The sequence below is a fragment of the Erythrobacter sp. HL-111 genome (assembly GCF_900105095.1).
GTDB lineage: Bacteria > Pseudomonadota > Alphaproteobacteria > Sphingomonadales > Sphingomonadaceae > Erythrobacter.
Genome location: NZ_LT629743.1, coordinates 1,052,918 through 1,068,707 on the forward strand (window position 1 = coordinate 1,052,918; position 15,790 = coordinate 1,068,707).

At 67.9% G+C, this 15,790-nt stretch carries 14 protein-coding genes; 7 read left to right on the forward strand and 7 right to left on the reverse strand.

What is annotated here, in order from left to right; genetic code table 11:
- Positions 1–64: 64 nt before the first annotated feature.
- The 4 genes from recA to smpB form a co-directional block, all read right to left on the reverse strand.
- Complete coding sequence (recA, locus tag BLU08_RS05005; protein ID WP_090196188.1) at positions 65–1,129, reverse strand: recombinase RecA; 1,065 nt, start codon at positions 1,127–1,129, stop codon at positions 65–67.
- Positions 1,130–1,264: 135 nt separating this feature from the next.
- Complete coding sequence (locus BLU08_RS05010) at positions 1,265–3,766, reverse strand: response regulator (protein ID WP_090196191.1); 2,502 nt, start codon at positions 3,764–3,766, stop codon at positions 1,265–1,267.
- A gap of 82 nt (positions 3,767–3,848) precedes the next feature.
- Positions 3,849–4,382, reverse strand: coding sequence for a DUF2062 domain-containing protein (locus tag BLU08_RS05015; RefSeq protein ID WP_090201025.1), 534 nt, complete (start codon positions 4,380–4,382; stop codon positions 3,849–3,851).
- Positions 4,383–4,622: 240 nt separating this feature from the next.
- The gene (gene smpB, locus BLU08_RS05020; RefSeq protein WP_090201027.1) at positions 4,623–5,105 is read right to left on the reverse strand and encodes an SsrA-binding protein SmpB; all 483 of its coding nucleotides are present in this window, start codon (positions 5,103–5,105) and stop codon (positions 4,623–4,625) included.
- A gap of 141 nt (positions 5,106–5,246) precedes the next feature.
- Here smpB and BLU08_RS05025 point away from each other — a divergent pair, with 141 nt between their 5' ends.
- Positions 5,247–7,217 carry a S9 family peptidase gene (locus BLU08_RS05025; protein WP_090196194.1) on the forward strand — a complete coding sequence of 657 codons (1,971 nt, stop codon included), beginning with the start codon at positions 5,247–5,249 and terminating at the stop codon, positions 7,215–7,217.
- Here BLU08_RS05025 and dapA read toward each other — a convergent pair.
- Complete coding sequence (dapA, locus tag BLU08_RS05030; protein ID WP_090196197.1) at positions 7,214–8,095, reverse strand: 4-hydroxy-tetrahydrodipicolinate synthase; 882 nt, start codon at positions 8,093–8,095, stop codon at positions 7,214–7,216. The two genes, BLU08_RS05025 and dapA, sit on opposite strands and share 4 nt — an antisense overlap.
- Before the next feature lie 147 nt (positions 8,096–8,242).
- Here dapA and BLU08_RS05035 point away from each other — a divergent pair, with 147 nt between their 5' ends.
- From BLU08_RS05035 to BLU08_RS05045, 3 genes are read left to right on the forward strand one after another with little or no spacing between them, the layout of a single operon-like run.
- A complete protein-coding gene (locus BLU08_RS05035) occupies positions 8,243–10,201 on the forward strand; it encodes a lytic transglycosylase domain-containing protein (protein ID WP_233996095.1) in 1,959 nt (652 codons plus the stop codon).
- A 13-nt stretch (positions 10,202–10,214) separates the two neighbouring features.
- Positions 10,215–10,697 carry a transcription elongation factor GreB gene (greB, locus tag BLU08_RS05040; RefSeq protein WP_090196200.1) on the forward strand — a complete coding sequence of 161 codons (483 nt, stop codon included), beginning with the start codon at positions 10,215–10,217 and terminating at the stop codon, positions 10,695–10,697.
- Positions 10,690–11,184 (forward strand): hypothetical protein, encoded by a 495-nt coding sequence (locus BLU08_RS05045; protein WP_090196204.1) that lies wholly within the window; start codon positions 10,690–10,692, stop codon positions 11,182–11,184. Before greB ends, BLU08_RS05045 begins: the two co-directional genes overlap by 8 nt.
- A gap of 55 nt (positions 11,185–11,239) precedes the next feature.
- On the opposite strand, the gene BLU08_RS05050 is transcribed toward BLU08_RS05045, so the two are convergent.
- A complete protein-coding gene (locus BLU08_RS05050; protein WP_090196207.1) occupies positions 11,240–11,905 on the reverse strand; it encodes an outer membrane protein in 666 nt (221 codons plus the stop codon).
- A 282-nt stretch (positions 11,906–12,187) separates the two neighbouring features.
- On the opposite strand from BLU08_RS05050, the gene rlmN reads away from it, so the two are divergent.
- From rlmN to BLU08_RS15105, 3 genes are all read left to right on the forward strand, one after another.
- Positions 12,188–13,441, forward strand: a complete 1,254-nt coding sequence (rlmN, locus tag BLU08_RS05055) for a 23S rRNA (adenine(2503)-C(2))-methyltransferase RlmN (RefSeq protein WP_090196210.1) — start codon at positions 12,188–12,190, stop codon at positions 13,439–13,441.
- 162 nt (positions 13,442–13,603) lie between these two features.
- Complete coding sequence (locus BLU08_RS15100) at positions 13,604–14,116, forward strand: hypothetical protein (RefSeq protein WP_157674455.1); 513 nt, start codon at positions 13,604–13,606, stop codon at positions 14,114–14,116.
- 26 nt (positions 14,117–14,142) lie between these two features.
- The gene (locus tag BLU08_RS15105) at positions 14,143–14,481 is read left to right on the forward strand and encodes a PRC-barrel domain-containing protein (protein ID WP_157674456.1); all 339 of its coding nucleotides are present in this window, start codon (positions 14,143–14,145) and stop codon (positions 14,479–14,481) included.
- Between the two features lie 9 nt (positions 14,482–14,490).
- On the opposite strand, the gene BLU08_RS05065 is transcribed toward BLU08_RS15105, so the two are convergent.
- Positions 14,491–15,714, reverse strand: a complete 1,224-nt coding sequence (locus BLU08_RS05065) for an APC family permease (protein ID WP_090196214.1) — start codon at positions 15,712–15,714, stop codon at positions 14,491–14,493.
- Positions 15,715–15,790: the final 76 nt, after the last annotated feature.

Consider the following 15,790-nt stretch of genomic DNA (forward strand, 5'->3'; position numbering starts at 1 on the left):
CCGGTTTCGCAATTGTTCCGGGTGACTGGCCCCCGGCCCTTCGTGCGGGCCGTTCGCCCGCCCGTCAGTCTTCCGAATCCGCGTCCGGACCCGTCATCATTTCCTCGGCGACCTCGTCGGTCTTGCCGCGGATCGCGGCTTCGAGCCGGTCGCAGACCTCGGGGTTTTCCTTGAGGTAGGTCTTGGCGTTCTCGCGGCCCTGGCCGATGCGGATGCTGTCATAGGAGAACCAGCTTCCCGACTTCTCGACGATGCCGGCCTTCACGCCGAGGTCGAGGATCTCGCCGATCTTGGAAATGCCCTCGCCGTACATGATGTCGAATTCGACCTGCTTGAAGGGCGGCGCGACCTTGTTCTTGACCACTTTCACCCGGGTCGAGTTGCCGATGATCTCGTCGCGGTCCTTGATCTGGCCGGTGCGGCGGATGTCGAGGCGGACCGAGGCGTAGAACTTCAGCGCGTTGCCGCCCGTCGTCGTTTCCGGATTGCCGTACATCACGCCGATCTTCATCCGCAGCTGGTTGATGAAGATCACCATGCATTTCGAGCGGTTGATCGAACCGGTCAGCTTGCGCAGCGACTGGCTCATCAGGCGGGCCTGCAGGCCGACGTGCGAATCGCCCATCTCGCCTTCGATCTCGGCCCGGGGAACGAGCGCGGCAACCGAATCGACCACCAGCACGTCGATCGCGTTCGACCGCACCAGCGTATCCGTGATCTCGAGCGCCTGTTCGCCGGTGTCGGGCTGCGAGACGATCAGTTCGTCGATGTCGACGCCGAGCTTCCTGGCATAGACCGGATCCAGCGCGTGCTCCGCATCGACGAAGGCCGCGGTGCCGCCGGCTTTCTGCGCTTCGGCGATGACGTGGAGCGCGAGCGTCGTCTTGCCCGAGCTTTCCGGGCCGTAGACCTCGATCACGCGGCCCTTGGGCAGGCCGCCCACGCCCAGCGCGATGTCGAGCCCGAGCGATCCGGTCGAGATCGATTCGACCTGCATCGCTTCCTTCTGGCCCAGCTTCATCGCCGAACCCTTGCCGAATGCCCGGTCGATCTGGGCAAGCGCGGCGTCGAGAGCCTTCTGGCGGTCCACGTCCTTTTCCTTCTCTACCAGCTTCAATTGAGTAGCCATCGCACGCACTCCTTCGCTTGCCTAGGGGTGACCTGCCGGTTTTCGACCAGCCCTTTCACGAAGGAACGTGTATTCCATTTGTTCTCATGGAACAAGTAGGGAACGAAAGAAATTCGCCCCCGCCCCGCAAGGATCCTATCCGGAAGCGTCGGCGCGCGCCTTGCGGGCGATCCGCATGACGGAGGCGACCTTGTCGGAGATCGCCGCGACGCTGAACGGCTTGGCGATGAAATGCATGTCGGGAATGTCGATGTCCTTTCGCAGCTGTTCCTCGGCATAGCCCGACATGAACAGCACCGGCATATCGGGATGCTTTTCGCGGATCGCGCGAACCATCGCCGGGCCGTCCATGCCGGGCATCACGACATCGCTCACGACGAGGTCGAAGGGTTCGGCCTCCCCTTGCGCGCCCAACGCCTCGAGCCCCTCTTCGCCCCCGGGGCAGGCGGTGACGTCGTATCCGGCGCGGGCCAGCGCGCGCTCGGCGACGGCGCGGACCATGTCCTCGTCCTCGACCAGCAGGATGCGCCCGCCCGCGGACCAGTCGGAGGACGTAACCGGCTCGAGCGGCTCGCGCTTCCTCGGCACCTCGCCGCGGTGCACCGGGAAATAGATCGTGAAGCGCGCGCCGGTTGGCCGGCCCTGCTTGTCGAGCAAGTTGTCGGCGAAGATGAAGCCGCCCGACTGCTTGACGATGCCGTAGGCGGTCGACAGGCCGAGCCCGATGCCCTTGCCCCGTTCCTTGGTCGTGAAGAAGGGCTCGAACAGCTTGGGCAGCACGTGCGGCGGAATGCCGCCGCCCGTGTCCTGCACGATCAGCACAGTGTAATCGGCAGCGGGCAGGACCTCGCTGCCGAGCTTGATCACCTCGGTCGCCTGCAGGCTGCGGGTGAGGAGCGAGATGCGCCCGGCACCCCCACCGCTGGACTGGATCGCGTCGCGCGCATTGACCGCGAGGTTCATGATGACCTGTCCGAGCTGCTGCGGATCGGCGCGGACCGGCCCGAGGTTGCGATCGTGCTGGACGTAGTAGGTGATCTTCTCGCCCAGCAGCCGCTTGATGAGCGGGCTCACCTCGCTCACCACGTCGGGCAGTTGCAGGATTTCCGGGCGGAGGGTCTGCTGGCGCGAGAAGGCGAGCAATTGCCAGGTCAGCGCGGCGGCGCGGTTCGAATTGGCACGGATCTGCTGGATGTCGTCGTAATCGCTGTCGCCCGGCGTGTGCCGCAACAGCATGAGGTCGCAGGTCCCGATGATCGCGGTCAGCACGTTGTTGAAATCATGCGCCACCCCGCCCGCGAGCTGGCCGACCGCCTGCATCTTGGTGGCCTGCGCGACCTGGCGCCTCAGCTGGTTCTCCTGCGTCGAATCGGCGAGGCTGATGAGCACCGACGCCTCGCCCAGCCCGCGCACGCCCGCAAGCCCCATCGAGACCGGTTCCTCGGGGCTGGAGACGAGCCGCACCGCCATGTCCCCGCTCGTCGCGGGGCCGCGCCCGTGGCGGCGCACCGCGTCGGACAAGGCCGCCTTGTCCTCGCGCACGACGAGGTCGGTCGGGAAGGACGGCAGCCCCCGCCCCTCGCGGTCGACCGACCGCAGGAACGCCTCGTTGCCGAACAGGAAGCGCCCGTCGCGATCGGTCATGGCGAGGCCGAGCGGAAGCTGCGAAAGCAGCGCGTCGAGCTGCGCCACGCCCGCCTGCATCGCCCCGTCCCAGCTGCTGCCGACCCCGACCCCGCTGTCGACCAGCAGCATCAGCGTGTCGCCCGCGACCGGCTCGCTCGCCGGCGCCTTGCCGGGCGGGGTGTCGGTGAGCGGCACGTCGATCAGCGTCTGCGGCGTCCCGCCCCGCCCCTCGCGCGCAAAGAAGATCCGCTCGCGCTCGTCCGAGCGCAGGAAGCCGACGAAGTCCTGGCCGACCAGCGTCGCGCTTTCATCGCCCGCCGCGCGCTCGGCAAAGCCCGCGCTGACCGAGCGCACCAGCCCGTCGGCCGAGACGACCGCGGCCTCGATCCCCGCACGGCTCAGCATCCGGCCGAACGGCCCGCCGAGGTCGAGGTCGACCAGCAAGGCGGCGCTCGCCGCCTCGATCCGGCGAAAGCGCCAAACGAGATGGTCCTCGCCCCGCCCCGCCCGCGTGACCGCGACCTGCCACGGCGCCTCGCTCCCGTCCGCCGCGATCGAGAGATCCTCGGCCGCCGCGTGTCCCTCGCGCCAGGCCTCGCGCGCGAGGCGGGTCAGCGCCTCGAGCGCGGGCCGCTCGGCCGGCAGGAGGGGCGGCGCGCTGTCCCCTCCGAAGGCGTCGATGAAGCCGCTGTTGGCGCAGACCAGCCGGTTCGCCCGGTCGGTGATCGCGACGGCCTCGCCGGCCTCGGCCCCCAGCCCCTCGATCGCGGCGGCGGTGACCGTCCAGTCGGACGCGGGGGGCACCTCGGCGGCGGGTTCGCGGCGCAGGCGCTCGAACGCGAGCGCCCCTGCGAGCAGGGCCGCAGTGCCGGCGGCATAGACGAGGGTCACGATGCCGTCGAAAGTGGCGAGGTAGACGACCGCGATGCTGAGTGCGAGCGCGGCGACCAGCACGGCGCCCGGCCCGAACGCGCCTTCATCCCTGCCGTCTGTCGCTTCGGCCGACCTCATCACCCCTCGCACGCCCTTGCCTCGCCCGTCAGTGGCATCGAGCCCCGGCCGGTACGACCGGGGCGCCCGTCAGGGAGCCTTCCTAGTTGGCGTTCAGCCTGCGGTCGAGACGCGCTTCCATCAGCGCGAGACGTTTTGCCCGCTTGCGCGCGACTATGACGCGCCAGATCGCGCTCGCCACGACATAGCCGAGTCCGGCCGATACGATCGCGAGGACGAGAAAGCCCACCACCGTCACCCCGGCCATCTGGGAGAAATCGACGAAGGCCTGCCACCAGGTGTTCTCGATCTGGCCGGTCGCATAGCCTGCGGTCGCGGCATCGATCCGGAGCATGAATGCGCCGATCCGATTGGCGATCACGATCCAGAAGGCCAGCGTGAAGGGATTGGTGACGAAGGTCACGAGCGCGGCGAGCGGCACGTTGGCGCGCGCGGGCAGCGCAAGGAAGGCGGCGAGGAAGATCTGGCCCAGCGGAATGATGAAGGCCGCGAACAGCCCGAGCGCCACCCCGCGCGGGACCGAGCGGCGGGTGAAGCGCCACAATTCGGGCGACAGGAAACGATGGGCGATCGGCGCCAGCCAGCGGTTCTTCGCCATCTGTTCGCGCGTCGGCATGTAGCGACGAATCGTGTCCGCAGCCCAGGTCTTCGAGCGGAAATTCGAGAAGAGATCGCGGATCATGAACAATCGCGGCCTTTGCGCCCGAAAAGCCGGGAAGGCAAGCGCTCCGCGTCGGGGTTCGGGTGCCGTGTCATCTCGGTCGATATGGGTACCGCGCGGCCCATGACCAGTGGGTGAACCGGACGTCCCGCAAAAGGGTGGCCGCGCGGCGCGCGCCCGGCGCGATCCCGGCGTTCAGCCGCGCTCACGCAGCAGGCGGGCCTTGTCGCGCTTCCAGTCGCGCTCCTTGATCGACTGGCGCTTGTCATGCGCCTGCTTGCCCTTGGCGAGCGCCAGTTCGACCTTCGCCCGGCCCTGCCCGTTGAAATAGATCGAGAGCGGGACCAGCGTCATGCCCTTGCGCTCCACCGCGCCGAACATGCGACCGATCTCGCGAGCGTGCAGCAGCAGCTTGCGCGGCCGGCGCGGTTCGTGGTTCTGGCGGTTGCCGTGGCTGTATTCGGGGATGTTCGAATTGACGAGCCAGACCTCTCCGTCCTTCACCTCGGCATAGCTTTCCGCGATCGACGCCTCGCCCGCGCGCAGCGCCTTGACCTCGGTCCCCTGGAGAGCAAGCCCGGCCTCGAACGTGTCCTCGATGGTGTAGTCGAACCGGGCGCGGCGATTCTCGGCGACGATCTTCTGCTTGTCGAAAGTCTTGGGTTTGGGACGGACCATGGTGGCGAGCGCCATAGGCCCTGCGCGCCGCTCTCGCAAATCCCGCGCGCACGGGTTGCGCCAAACGCGCTTGAAATTGCCCGAAAGTCTCGCATAGTCAGGCTGCTGCGGAATCTTGCCGTGGGTCGAACAGGGGGTTTCATGGGTCGTCGTCTCGCCGCATGGATCGGCGCGCTTGCGCTGTTCCTCGCCTTTTTCACTGTGCCCGCGCAGGCTGTCCCGGCATTGCCGCTGAGCGAATACGGCAACCTGCCCGAGGTCGAGTTCACCGCGATTTCGCCCTCGGGCGACCGGATCGCGCTCGTCGCCACGGTCAATGGCGAACGGATGCTGGTGGCGCTGCAAGACCAGTCCACGCCGATCCGCGCCGTCGCGGTCAATGACATGAAGATCCGCGGGGTCCGCTGGATCGGCGAGGAACGCCTGCTCATCATCACCAGCCAGACCGAGGACCTGCCGCTGGGCTTCACCACCGACAAGGCCGAATTCGAGATCGCGCGCGTGCTGCCGATCGTGGACGGACTGGAAGGCAACGTGATCTTCGGAGACATCCCGCGCTATCTCGATTCGATCGTCGGCAATTACGGCATCCGCCGGATCGACGGGCATTACTACGGCTTTTTCGGCGGGATGGAGCTTGCGCGAAGAGCGTCGGGGTCGCGCATCGGCTATGAATTCGACCACGGGCGCCCGCACCTCTTCAAGGTCAGCCTCGAGGATTTCAAGGTCGAGAAGATCAGCGCCGCCGCACGCGAAGGGTTCGACAAGGACTGGATCGTGGATGCGAACGGCGAGGTCGCCTACACGCTGGAGATCAGCGCCATGAGCGGCCAGTGGACGATCCGCAATGCCGGCGGCTCCGCGATCGCCGAAGGCCGGCAGGAACGCGGCGCGGTCGCGCTGGTCGGCCTCGGCTTCGACGGATCGAGCCTGATCTATGTCGAACAGGGGCAGGATCGCTCCCTCTGGTGGGAGATCGGCCAGGCGGGCGGCGAACCCCGGCCGTTCCTTTCCGAGACCGGGTTCGAGCGGCTGTTCTGGAACCCCGAAACCGGGCACCTGATGGGCTACACCCAGGGCGAGGGCGAAAGCGAGCGCCACGTCTTCGCCGACGAGACGCTGCAGGACAAGGCCGAGCGGGTGCGCGAAGCCTTCGCGCAGTTCGAGGCGACGATGTACGACTGGACCGCCGATCTGTCCGACGTGATCGTGCGCACCAGCGGCAACCTGGATTCGGGAACGGTCTATGCGGTCGATCTCGAAACGAACCGCGCCAACGCCATCGCCTATGAACGCCAGGCGATCGTGCCGGCCGCGGTCGGCGCGATATCGACCTTCGCCTATACCGCCGCCGACGGGCTGGAGATGGACGGAATTCTCACCCTGCCTCCGGGCCGAGAGGCGAAGGACCTGCCGCTGGTCCTGCTCCCGCATGGCGGGCCGGGGGCGGCGGACTATCCCGAATTCGACTGGTGGGCCCAGGCCTTCGCCTCGCGCGGCTATGCCGTGTTCCAGCCCAATTTCCGCGGCAGCACCCACCGCGACGCCGCCTTCCGCCGGGCCGGCTACGGCGAATGGGGACGCAAGATGCAGACCGACAAGTCGGACGGGCTCAAAGCGCTCGCCGAGGCGGGGATCGTCGATCCGGATCGCGCCTGCATCGTGGGCGCCTCCTATGGCGGCTATGCCGCGCTGGCGGGCGTGACGGTCCAGCAGGGCCTTTACAAATGCGCTGTCGCGGTCGCGCCGGTCAGCGACATTCGCGACATGTACATGGAGGATTACCGCGCCAGCGGGCGCGCGCGCACGACCCGGATCGCGCTGCGCGAACAACTGGGCGATCCGGGCCTGTGGAACGACGTCTCGCCGCTTCGCCTGGCGGACCGCGCGGATGCGCCGATCCTGCTGATCCATGGGCGCGACGACACGGTCGTGCCTTACACCCATTCGCTGCGGATGGCCGACAAGCTGAAGGATGCGGGCAAGCCGTTCGAATTCGTCACGCTCGATGGCGAGGATCACTGGCTGTCCCGGGCCGAAACGCGCCGGGCGATGCTCGAAGCGGCGGTCGCCTTCGTCGAGAAGCACAACCCGCCGCTTGCCGGCGGCTAGATCAGCCCGGCGAATTCGAGCGCTTCGTCGACGGCCCTGCGCGAGGCTTCGCTCGCCGGGACGAGCGGCAGGCGAACCTCGTCGGTGACATCCTCCATCACGCGGCTGAGCGCATATTTGACCGGCGCAGGGCTGGCATCGGAGAACATCGCGTAATGGAGCGGAAAGAGCCGGTCGTTGAGCTCGCGTGCCTTCGCCAGCTCGTTCGCCGCGATCGCATCGTGGAACTCGGCGCACAGTTTCGGCGCGACATTGGCGGTGACCGAGATCGCGCCGCTGCCGCCGGCCGCGCTGTGCGGCAGCCACAATTCGTCATTGCCCGACAATTGGCAGAAGTCGCGCCCGATCCCCATGCGGTGGTCGGCAACACGCGAGAGGTCGCCGCTCGCGTCCTTGATTGCGACGATCCGGTCGGGATAACGCCTGACCAGCTCGATCACCGTCTCGTCCTCGATGTCGGTGACGGTCCGCCCCGGCACGTTGTAGAGCACGATCGGCAGGTCGCTGTTCTCGGCGAGGAAGCTGAAATGGGCGATCAGCCCGGCCTGGCTCGGACGATTGTAATAGGGCGCGACGCACAGGCCCGCCGCCGCCCCCGCCTTCTTCGAGAAATTCATGTGGAGGAGCGCATTCCTCGTGTCGTTCGACCCGCAACCCGCAATCACCGGCACGCGGCCCGCGGCCTGTTCGACGCAGACCTCGATCACGCGGTGATGTTCCGCGTTCGAAAGGGTCGAGGCCTCGCCCGTGGTGCCGCAGGGGACGAGCGCGCTCGAGCCCTGATCGATCTGCCAGTCGACCAGCCGGCGAAAGGTCGCCTCGTCGAACGATCCGTCGCGGAAAGGAGTCACGAGAGCGGGAATTGAGCCGCTGAACATTGCAAATATCCTGTCACTCGAAGAAAAGCCGGAGCGAAAGCAGCGGGGTGCATCACCGGGATTCCCGGCTCCGCAATTCTTCCACCACTTCGGCGTTCAGGGCCTGATAAGGAGCCGCCCCCCATTATGTCCAGCATGGTCACACGAATGATGAAGCGGAAGCGCGCGCTCGCAGGGTTCCTCGCGGCGGGAACGGCGGCGGCGCTGGCAGGGCCGTTGCTCGCCCAGATCGCGGCCCCGCAGGACGCGGAGGACAGCCGCGCGAGCATGGTCGCCCGCCAGCCGGGCGAGATCGGCGCCGCGCTCGATCGCTGGGAAGCCTTGCTGTCGGACCGGACCTTCGGCTTTTCGGACTATGCCGGCTTCGTCATGAACTATCCCGAGTTCCCGCTTTCCGACACGCTGCGGGTGCGCGCGGAGAACACGCTCGATAAGGAGGCTCCCGCGCAGGCGGAAATCCTGCGCTATTTCGACCGCCAACCCCCGCTCACCAATGCGGGACGCGCGCGCTATGCGCTGGCGCTCGCCGGCGCGCAGCGGGCCGAGGCGTTCGACATCGCGCGCGAGGCCTGGCGCCAGGGCGTCATGAGCGATCCGGCCGAGCTTTACCTGCACAGCCTCTACCACGCCCGGCTTACCCCCGAAGACCACGCCGCGCGGATGGATGCGCTGCTCTGGCAGGGCGATGCCGATGCGGCGGCGCGGCAGATGACCCGCCTTGCCCCGGCGGACCGCGATCTCGCCATGGCCCGGCTCGCGCTACTCCGCGGGACGCTGCCCGAGGAAGCGGGCGTTTCCGTCCCGGCCGAGGCGATGCGCGATCCGGGCTATGTCTTCGCGCTGGCGAACCACCTGCGCCGCACGGGGCGGACGGCCGACGCCGTGCAATTGCTCGCCTCGCGCCCCGATTTCGCCCGCCCCGCGCAGGACGGCGCGGCGATGGTCGGCCTGATGCTCGCGCTGGCCGAGGCGGGCGGGCCGAGCAATGCCGTGCGCATCGCGGGCAAGGTCGACGACGTCTTCACCGAGAACCGCGACATTTCCGCTGGCTCCTTCCTGCTGCGCGATCGCTACACCGATCTCATGTGGCTGGGCGGGACCTCCGCCCTTTGGAGCCTCGGCGACGGGGCGCAGGCTGCGCCGCTGTTCCAGCGCTACGGCGAAGGCGCGCGCTCGCCGCTCACCCGGAGCAAGGGTTTCTACTGGGCCGGCCGCGCCGCGCGGGCTGCGGGCATGGAGGAGGATGCCGCCCGCTATTTCGAAATGGCGGCCGAACACCCTGAATATTACTACGGCCAGCTGGCGATCGGCGCATTGGGCCGCGAAATGCCGACGTTCGCGCCGCTTCCCGCGCCAGCGGTCGACCCGGCCACGCGCGCCGAATTCGAGCAGCGCCCGCTGGTCCGCGCGATCCGCGCGATTGCCTCGGACCGGCGCGACTGGCGGACCGAGCGGCGCTTCTTCGAGGCGCTGGGCGACAGCGCGACGAGCCCCCAGGACATGGCGCTGGTCGCGAGCCTCGCGCAAGAGACTGGGCTCGACGAAATGGCCGTCGTGCTCGGCATGAAGGCGGGCGAGAACGGCCTTCCCGGGTTCGAGCGGATCGGCTTTCCGGTGGTCGAGACCCCGGCCGTGGGCGACTGGACCATGGTCCATGCGATCAGCCGGCAGGAAAGCGAATTCGACCGCACCCGCGTTTCCCACGCGGGCGCGCGCGGCGTCATGCAGCTCATGCCCGGCACCGCGCGCGAACAGGCGGGCAAGCTTGGCGTGCAGTACATGTCGGCGAACCTGATCGGCGATCCGGCCTACAACATCCGCCTCGGCGATGCCTATTTCGCGCGGATGATGGATTATTACGGCGGTGCCTATCCGCTCGCGATCGGGGCCTATAATGCCGGGCCGGGCCGGGTGAACCAGTGGCTGCGGATGAACGGCGACCCGCGCAACGGCGAGATCGACTGGGTGACCTGGGTCGAGAAGATCCCGTCCAATTTCGAGACCCGCTATTACATCATGCGCGTGCTCGGCAATGCGGTGAGCTACAGCCACATGTATCCGGAAAGGGCCGGGCTGCCGCGCACGATCGACAGCTTCCTCCGGTAAGGGCCGCCTCGCCATGTCCTCCCGCCAGGGGCCGCCGATCACGCCCGCGGGCTATGCCGCGCTCAAGGCGCGCTACGATCACCTGCTCGGCACCGAGCGGCCGGCAATCGTCGAAATCGTCAGCTGGGCGGCCGGAAACGGCGACCGTTCGGAAAACGGCGACTATCTCTACGGGCGCAAGCGGATGCGCGAGATCGACCGCGAACTCGCCCGTCTCGCGCGGCGGATGAAGGCGGTGCGGGTGGTCGATCCCTCGCAGCAGCGCGATCCGAACCGGGTCTTCTTCGGCGCGCGGGTCGAGCTCGCCGACGAGGACGACGCGCGCAGGACCGTGACCATCGTCGGCGACGACGAACAGGACGCGGGTGCGGGGCGGATCGGGTGGAGCTCTCCCCTCGCCCGCGCGCTGCGCGGTGCCGCGGTCGGGGACGTCAGGACCGTGCGCCTGCCGACGGGCGAAAAGGAATGGGAAGTGATGGGCATAGCCTATGACTAGGCCCGCGCTCTGCCTCGCCGCGCTCGCCTTCCTCGCGCTTCCCCTAGCGGCCCAGTCGGGCGGGCGGGAAAGCCTTGGCGTCTATGCGAACTGGGCGGCGTTCCGCGATGCCGGCCCGCCGCGCTGCTATGCCATCGCAAGGCCGCGCGGGACCAACCGGGAGGCCGCCTTCGCCAGCATCGCGACCTGGCCCGAGCGCCGCGTCCGCTCGCAGCTCCACATGCGCCTCGCCCGCCCCGCCGCCGAGGGCAGCACGCCCGTCCTGCGGATCGGCTCGCGCCGCTTCGAACTCGTCGCGAGCGGGCGCGATGCCTGGGCGAAGGACGCCGCGATGGACGCCGCGATCGTCGCTGCGCTGCGCTCCGCCACCAGCCTCAGCGTGACCGCGCGCGGTGCCGCGGGCGGCCGCTTCACCAGCCGCTACGACCTCGACGGTGTCGCGACCGCGATGGACGCCGCGGTCGTCGGCTGCGCCGACCTGCGCTGACACGAAAAGGGGCCGGACGCAGCGCGTCCGGCCCCCTCGCTTACTGCCGGAAGGATCAGAAGCGCAGACCGACGCCGGCCATTACCTGGTGCCGATCGAGATCGATCCCGCCGAGATCGACATCGGGGATCGTGTCGTCCTCGAAATCCAGTTCGGCCTCGCTGTAGTTCGAATAGCGATATTCGAGCTTGGCGAAGGTGTTCGTGGCAAAGCGGTACTCCGCCCCCGCCCCCAGGCGATATCCATCGGCGTCGATCTTCTCGGCGTAATCCTCGCCGTCGAAAGTGCCCTCGCGGTTGTAGCGGGCATTGGTGTAGCCGCCCTTGGCATAGACGAGCAGCCCGGGCGAGGCGACGACCCCGGCGCGCGCGCCGAGATAGATGTCGCGCCCCGTATCGACCTGGCCGAGCCCGATGTCCTCGAAATTGCCGTCGTCGAACCCGGTATCGGCCGTTGAATCGGTCAGTTCCGCCTCGACGCCGACGACAATGCCGCCGAAATCATAGTCGTATCCCGCGCCCACGCCGTAGACGAGGCCCTCGATCGACTCGTCGTTGTCTTCGTTGAGGTCGTCATCGACCGTGTCGCCCGCCTTGCTCGCATCGAAGCCGGCAAGCGCTTCGAGCCGGAAGCCGGTGAAGTCGTCCTCCTCCTGCGCCATGGCGGGAGAGGAGACGGCGAAGGCCGATCCTGCAAGGAGGAATAGGGTGAGTTTTTTCATCTGCTTTCTCCGTCTTTCGTTGCACGGCGCCGTGGCCGTGTCGGACGGGGAACGGGTCGGTTTTTCCTTTTGTTTCATTAACATGGCGCAACAAGACGGTGTTGCGGAATGGCCACGAAACCCTCGCCGGGCCGTGATCTGCGTGCGCCGGAACGCAGCTTTCGAAATTCATCGACGAGGCGACGGGCACGGGCGGCGATTCGGGGAACCGCCGCGCGCCTCCTGCCTCGCGCGTGCGGGCTTTGCTTTGTTCGGGCCGAGCGACTATATGCCCGCGCGATCATGCCAGACACGAGCCTCATGACCATTCCCGGGCAGGTCGACCCGGTTCCCGTCGCGCGCGACATCACGCCGCGCGCGGACGGGCGCGTCGACCTCATCGGCCTGCCCAAGGCGCGGATCCGCGAATTGTTCGAGGAAGCGGGGCTCGACGCGAAGGCGGCAAAGCTGCGGGCCAAACAGGTGTTCCACTGGCTTTACCACCGCGGCGTCACCGCTTTCGAGGCGATGACCGACATCGCCAAGACCATGCGCCCGTGGCTCGCCGAACGGTTCGTGATCGGACGGCCCGAAGTGGTCGAGGCGCAGCACAGCGCGGACGGCACGCGCAAGTGGCTGCTGCGGACCAGCGACGGCCACGATTTCGAGATGGTCTTCATCCCCGACGAAACCCGCGGGACGCTATGCGTGTCGAGCCAGGTCGGCTGCACCTTGAACTGCACCTTCTGCCACACCGGCACGATGCGGCTGGTGCGCAATCTCACCCCGGGCGAGATCGTCGGCCAGGTCATGCTCGCGCGCGATGCGCTGGGCGAATGGCCGCGCGGGACGATGGCGGGGCTCGACGAGGTCGAGGAAGATCGGGGCCACTACACCGCCGACGGGCGCCTGCTCACCAATATCGTGATGATGGGCATGGGCGAACCGCTCTACAATTTCGACCATGTCCGCGATGCGCTGAACCTGGTGATGGATGGTGACGGGCTGGCCCTGTCGAAGCGGCGCATCACGCTGTCGACCAGCGGCGTCGTCCCGATGATGGAACGCTGCGGCAAGGAGATCGGCGTGAACCTCGCCGTGAGCCTCCACGCGGTCCGCAAGGAGGTGCGCGACGAGATCGTGCCGCTCAACCGCAAATACGGGATCGAGGACCTGCTGCAGGCCTGCGCCGACTATCCCGGCGCCTCGAACGCGCGGCGCATCACCTTCGAATACGTAATGCTCAAGGACAGGAACGACAGCGACGAGGACGCGCGCGAACTCGTCCGGCTGCTGCGCGCATACGATTTGCCCGCCAAGGTCAATCTGATCCCCTTCAATCCCTGGCCGGGCGCCGGCTACGAATGCTCGACCCCCGAACGCATCCGCGCCTTTTCCGACATCGTGTTCGAGGGCGGGATCAGCGCCCCCGTCCGCACCCCGCGCGGGCGCGACATCGACGCGGCCTGCGGCCAGCTGCGCACCGCGGCCGAGAAGAAGAGCCGCGCCGAGCGCGACCGCGAGGCTGCCGCCGCAGCCGCCGCCGCGGTTCCCTGACGCACGCCCGGACGCACGCGCCGCACGGCCCGTCCGGACCGGTTCCCGCCGGAACCACATAGGTTGCGGTTTTCGCCGCCGAAACAGCGCTTCAAGCGATTCTCCTGGTCCCCTCGCGCAGTCCCGCGCGAGGGTCGCACAACCAGGAAGGAGGCGCGAAACATGGCGGAAATTCCCGTAGAGAAGAAATCGTCCGGCAAGGGCTGGCTCTGGCTGCTGCTGGTGCTGCTCGTCGTCCTGGCCATCGCATGGTGGCTTCTGGCGGAAGCGAACGAGCCCGAGAACAACGATCCGGTCGCGGTCGAGGAGACCGAGCCCACGACGACCGGCGCAATGACGCTGAGCGCGGTCCTCACCGATCCTTCCGCCTATTACGGGCGCGAAGGCTTCGACGACACGGTCACGGTCGCAGGTCCGCTCACCGACAGGGGCTTCTGGATCGAAAGCGGGGGCAACCGGATGTTCGCCATCGTGATCGACGAGCCGCGCGAGCAGCCGATCGACATCAATGTCGGCGCGACGCTCGACATCTCGGACGGCACGATCCGCAACCCGGACGACATCGAGAATCTCCCCGGCGACGCGCTCGACGAAGACACGATCGCGGCGATGAAGGGCGAGGAGGTTGTCCTCGTCGTGGACGAGGACGACATCGCCATCAGCGAAACCGCATGAACGCGCGGCGACAAGGAGAGACGCCCATGAACACCGACGATTATGTCGATCTCGCCGATCTCGACGACTACCGGCTCGAGAACAGCGACCAGGACCTGCGCGGCCACGGGCTCTACAGCACGGACGGAACCCGGCTCGGCACGATCCGGCGGATGCTGGTCGATCCCGAGCGCGAGCATGTCGCGGCGCTCGTGCTCGACGACGGGCGCGGCGTGCCGGTGAGCGAGATCGAGATCCGCCGGGGCGAGGCCTATATCGATCCGGTCGAGGAAAGCCGCTGGTTCCGCACCCGGGACACACGGCGCGACGTCGAACGCGGGCCGGTCCCGGTGCGGCGGCGCGACCATCCGCGCGGGCCGGTCTGACGGGACGCGTCAGCCGCCGGTCCCGGTAACCCACAAGACGACCTGCCCCACCACCGCGAGGGCGCAGGTGATCAGCCCGAGGACGGGCACGATCTTCCACATGTTCGGCACGTCCTCGGGCTGGCTTTCGCGCTTCATCCGCCACAGCGCCGCGTTGACCGCGGCAAAGACGATGAGGATCGCAAGGCTCGTCCCGCTTGCCAGCGTCCCCAGCGGCACGAACAGCGCAAGCACGAGGATCGCCGCGAGCGAGGCCACCGTCGCGGCGATCGGGGTGTGCGTGGTGTCGTTCACCCGGCCGAATATCCCGGGCGTCGCCAGCAGGTCGTCCCGGGCCATGTCCATCAGCATCCGCGCCGCCGCGATCACCTGCGTAAGTGCGCCGTTCACGATCACGAACAGGCTCGAGATGGCGAGCGGCAGGGCGGGAAACCCGGAATCCTCGGTCGCGGCATAGACCAGGGGCGCGTCGGCCGAAGCGAGGGCGTCGATGTCGCTCCGCCCGGCGAGCGCGGCGGCAATGGCGAGGTAGAAGAAGAACACGATCAGCAGCACCAGCCACATGGCGAGCGGGAGCGTCTTCTTGACGTCCTTCACCTCCTCCGCGGTCTGGGCGACGTCGCCGAACCCGATGAAGGAATAGATCGCGAGGAACGCGCCCGCCATGATCGCGCTGACCGCCCCGGCGTCGCCGAGTTCGCCCCCCTCGACCAGCCTGTCCGGCCAGCCGGTCAGGCTGTCGCGCAGGAGCCAGAGCACGACCAGCAGCGTTGCAAGGCCGACGGCCGTGGTGACCGACATGAACCACGCGCTCTGCTTCATGCCCGCGATCGAGATTGCACCCAGCAGCACGACGAGGCTGCTCGTCGCGGCCCAGTGCGGTACGTCGAGAAAGCTGTTCAGGTAGGACACGAAACCGGTCGTGATGGTCGCGCCCGACACGATGTTGGCGATGATCATGATCCAGCCGATCACGCCTGCGAAATTGTCCGAGCCGAAGCCTTCGCGGATGTAGTCGACCGCCCCGCCCGCGCTCGGCACGCGTGCGGCGATCTCGGCAAAGCTCAAGGCGGTGAAGGCGGCGACAACCCCGGCGCTCGCATAGGCGAGCGGGGCCAATGTACCCGCCCTGCCCATGACCTCGCCGATGACGACGAAGATGCCAGCGCCCAGAATCGTGCCCGTCCCGTAGAGGATCAGGCTGGTCAGACCCATCGAACGCTTGAGTGGCATGGTTCTCCTTCGCTGTCGCCTCGTCCAACCAAGCCGCGAGGCGCGAGGGCGTTCCATGGCGCGACCGTCTCGTCGC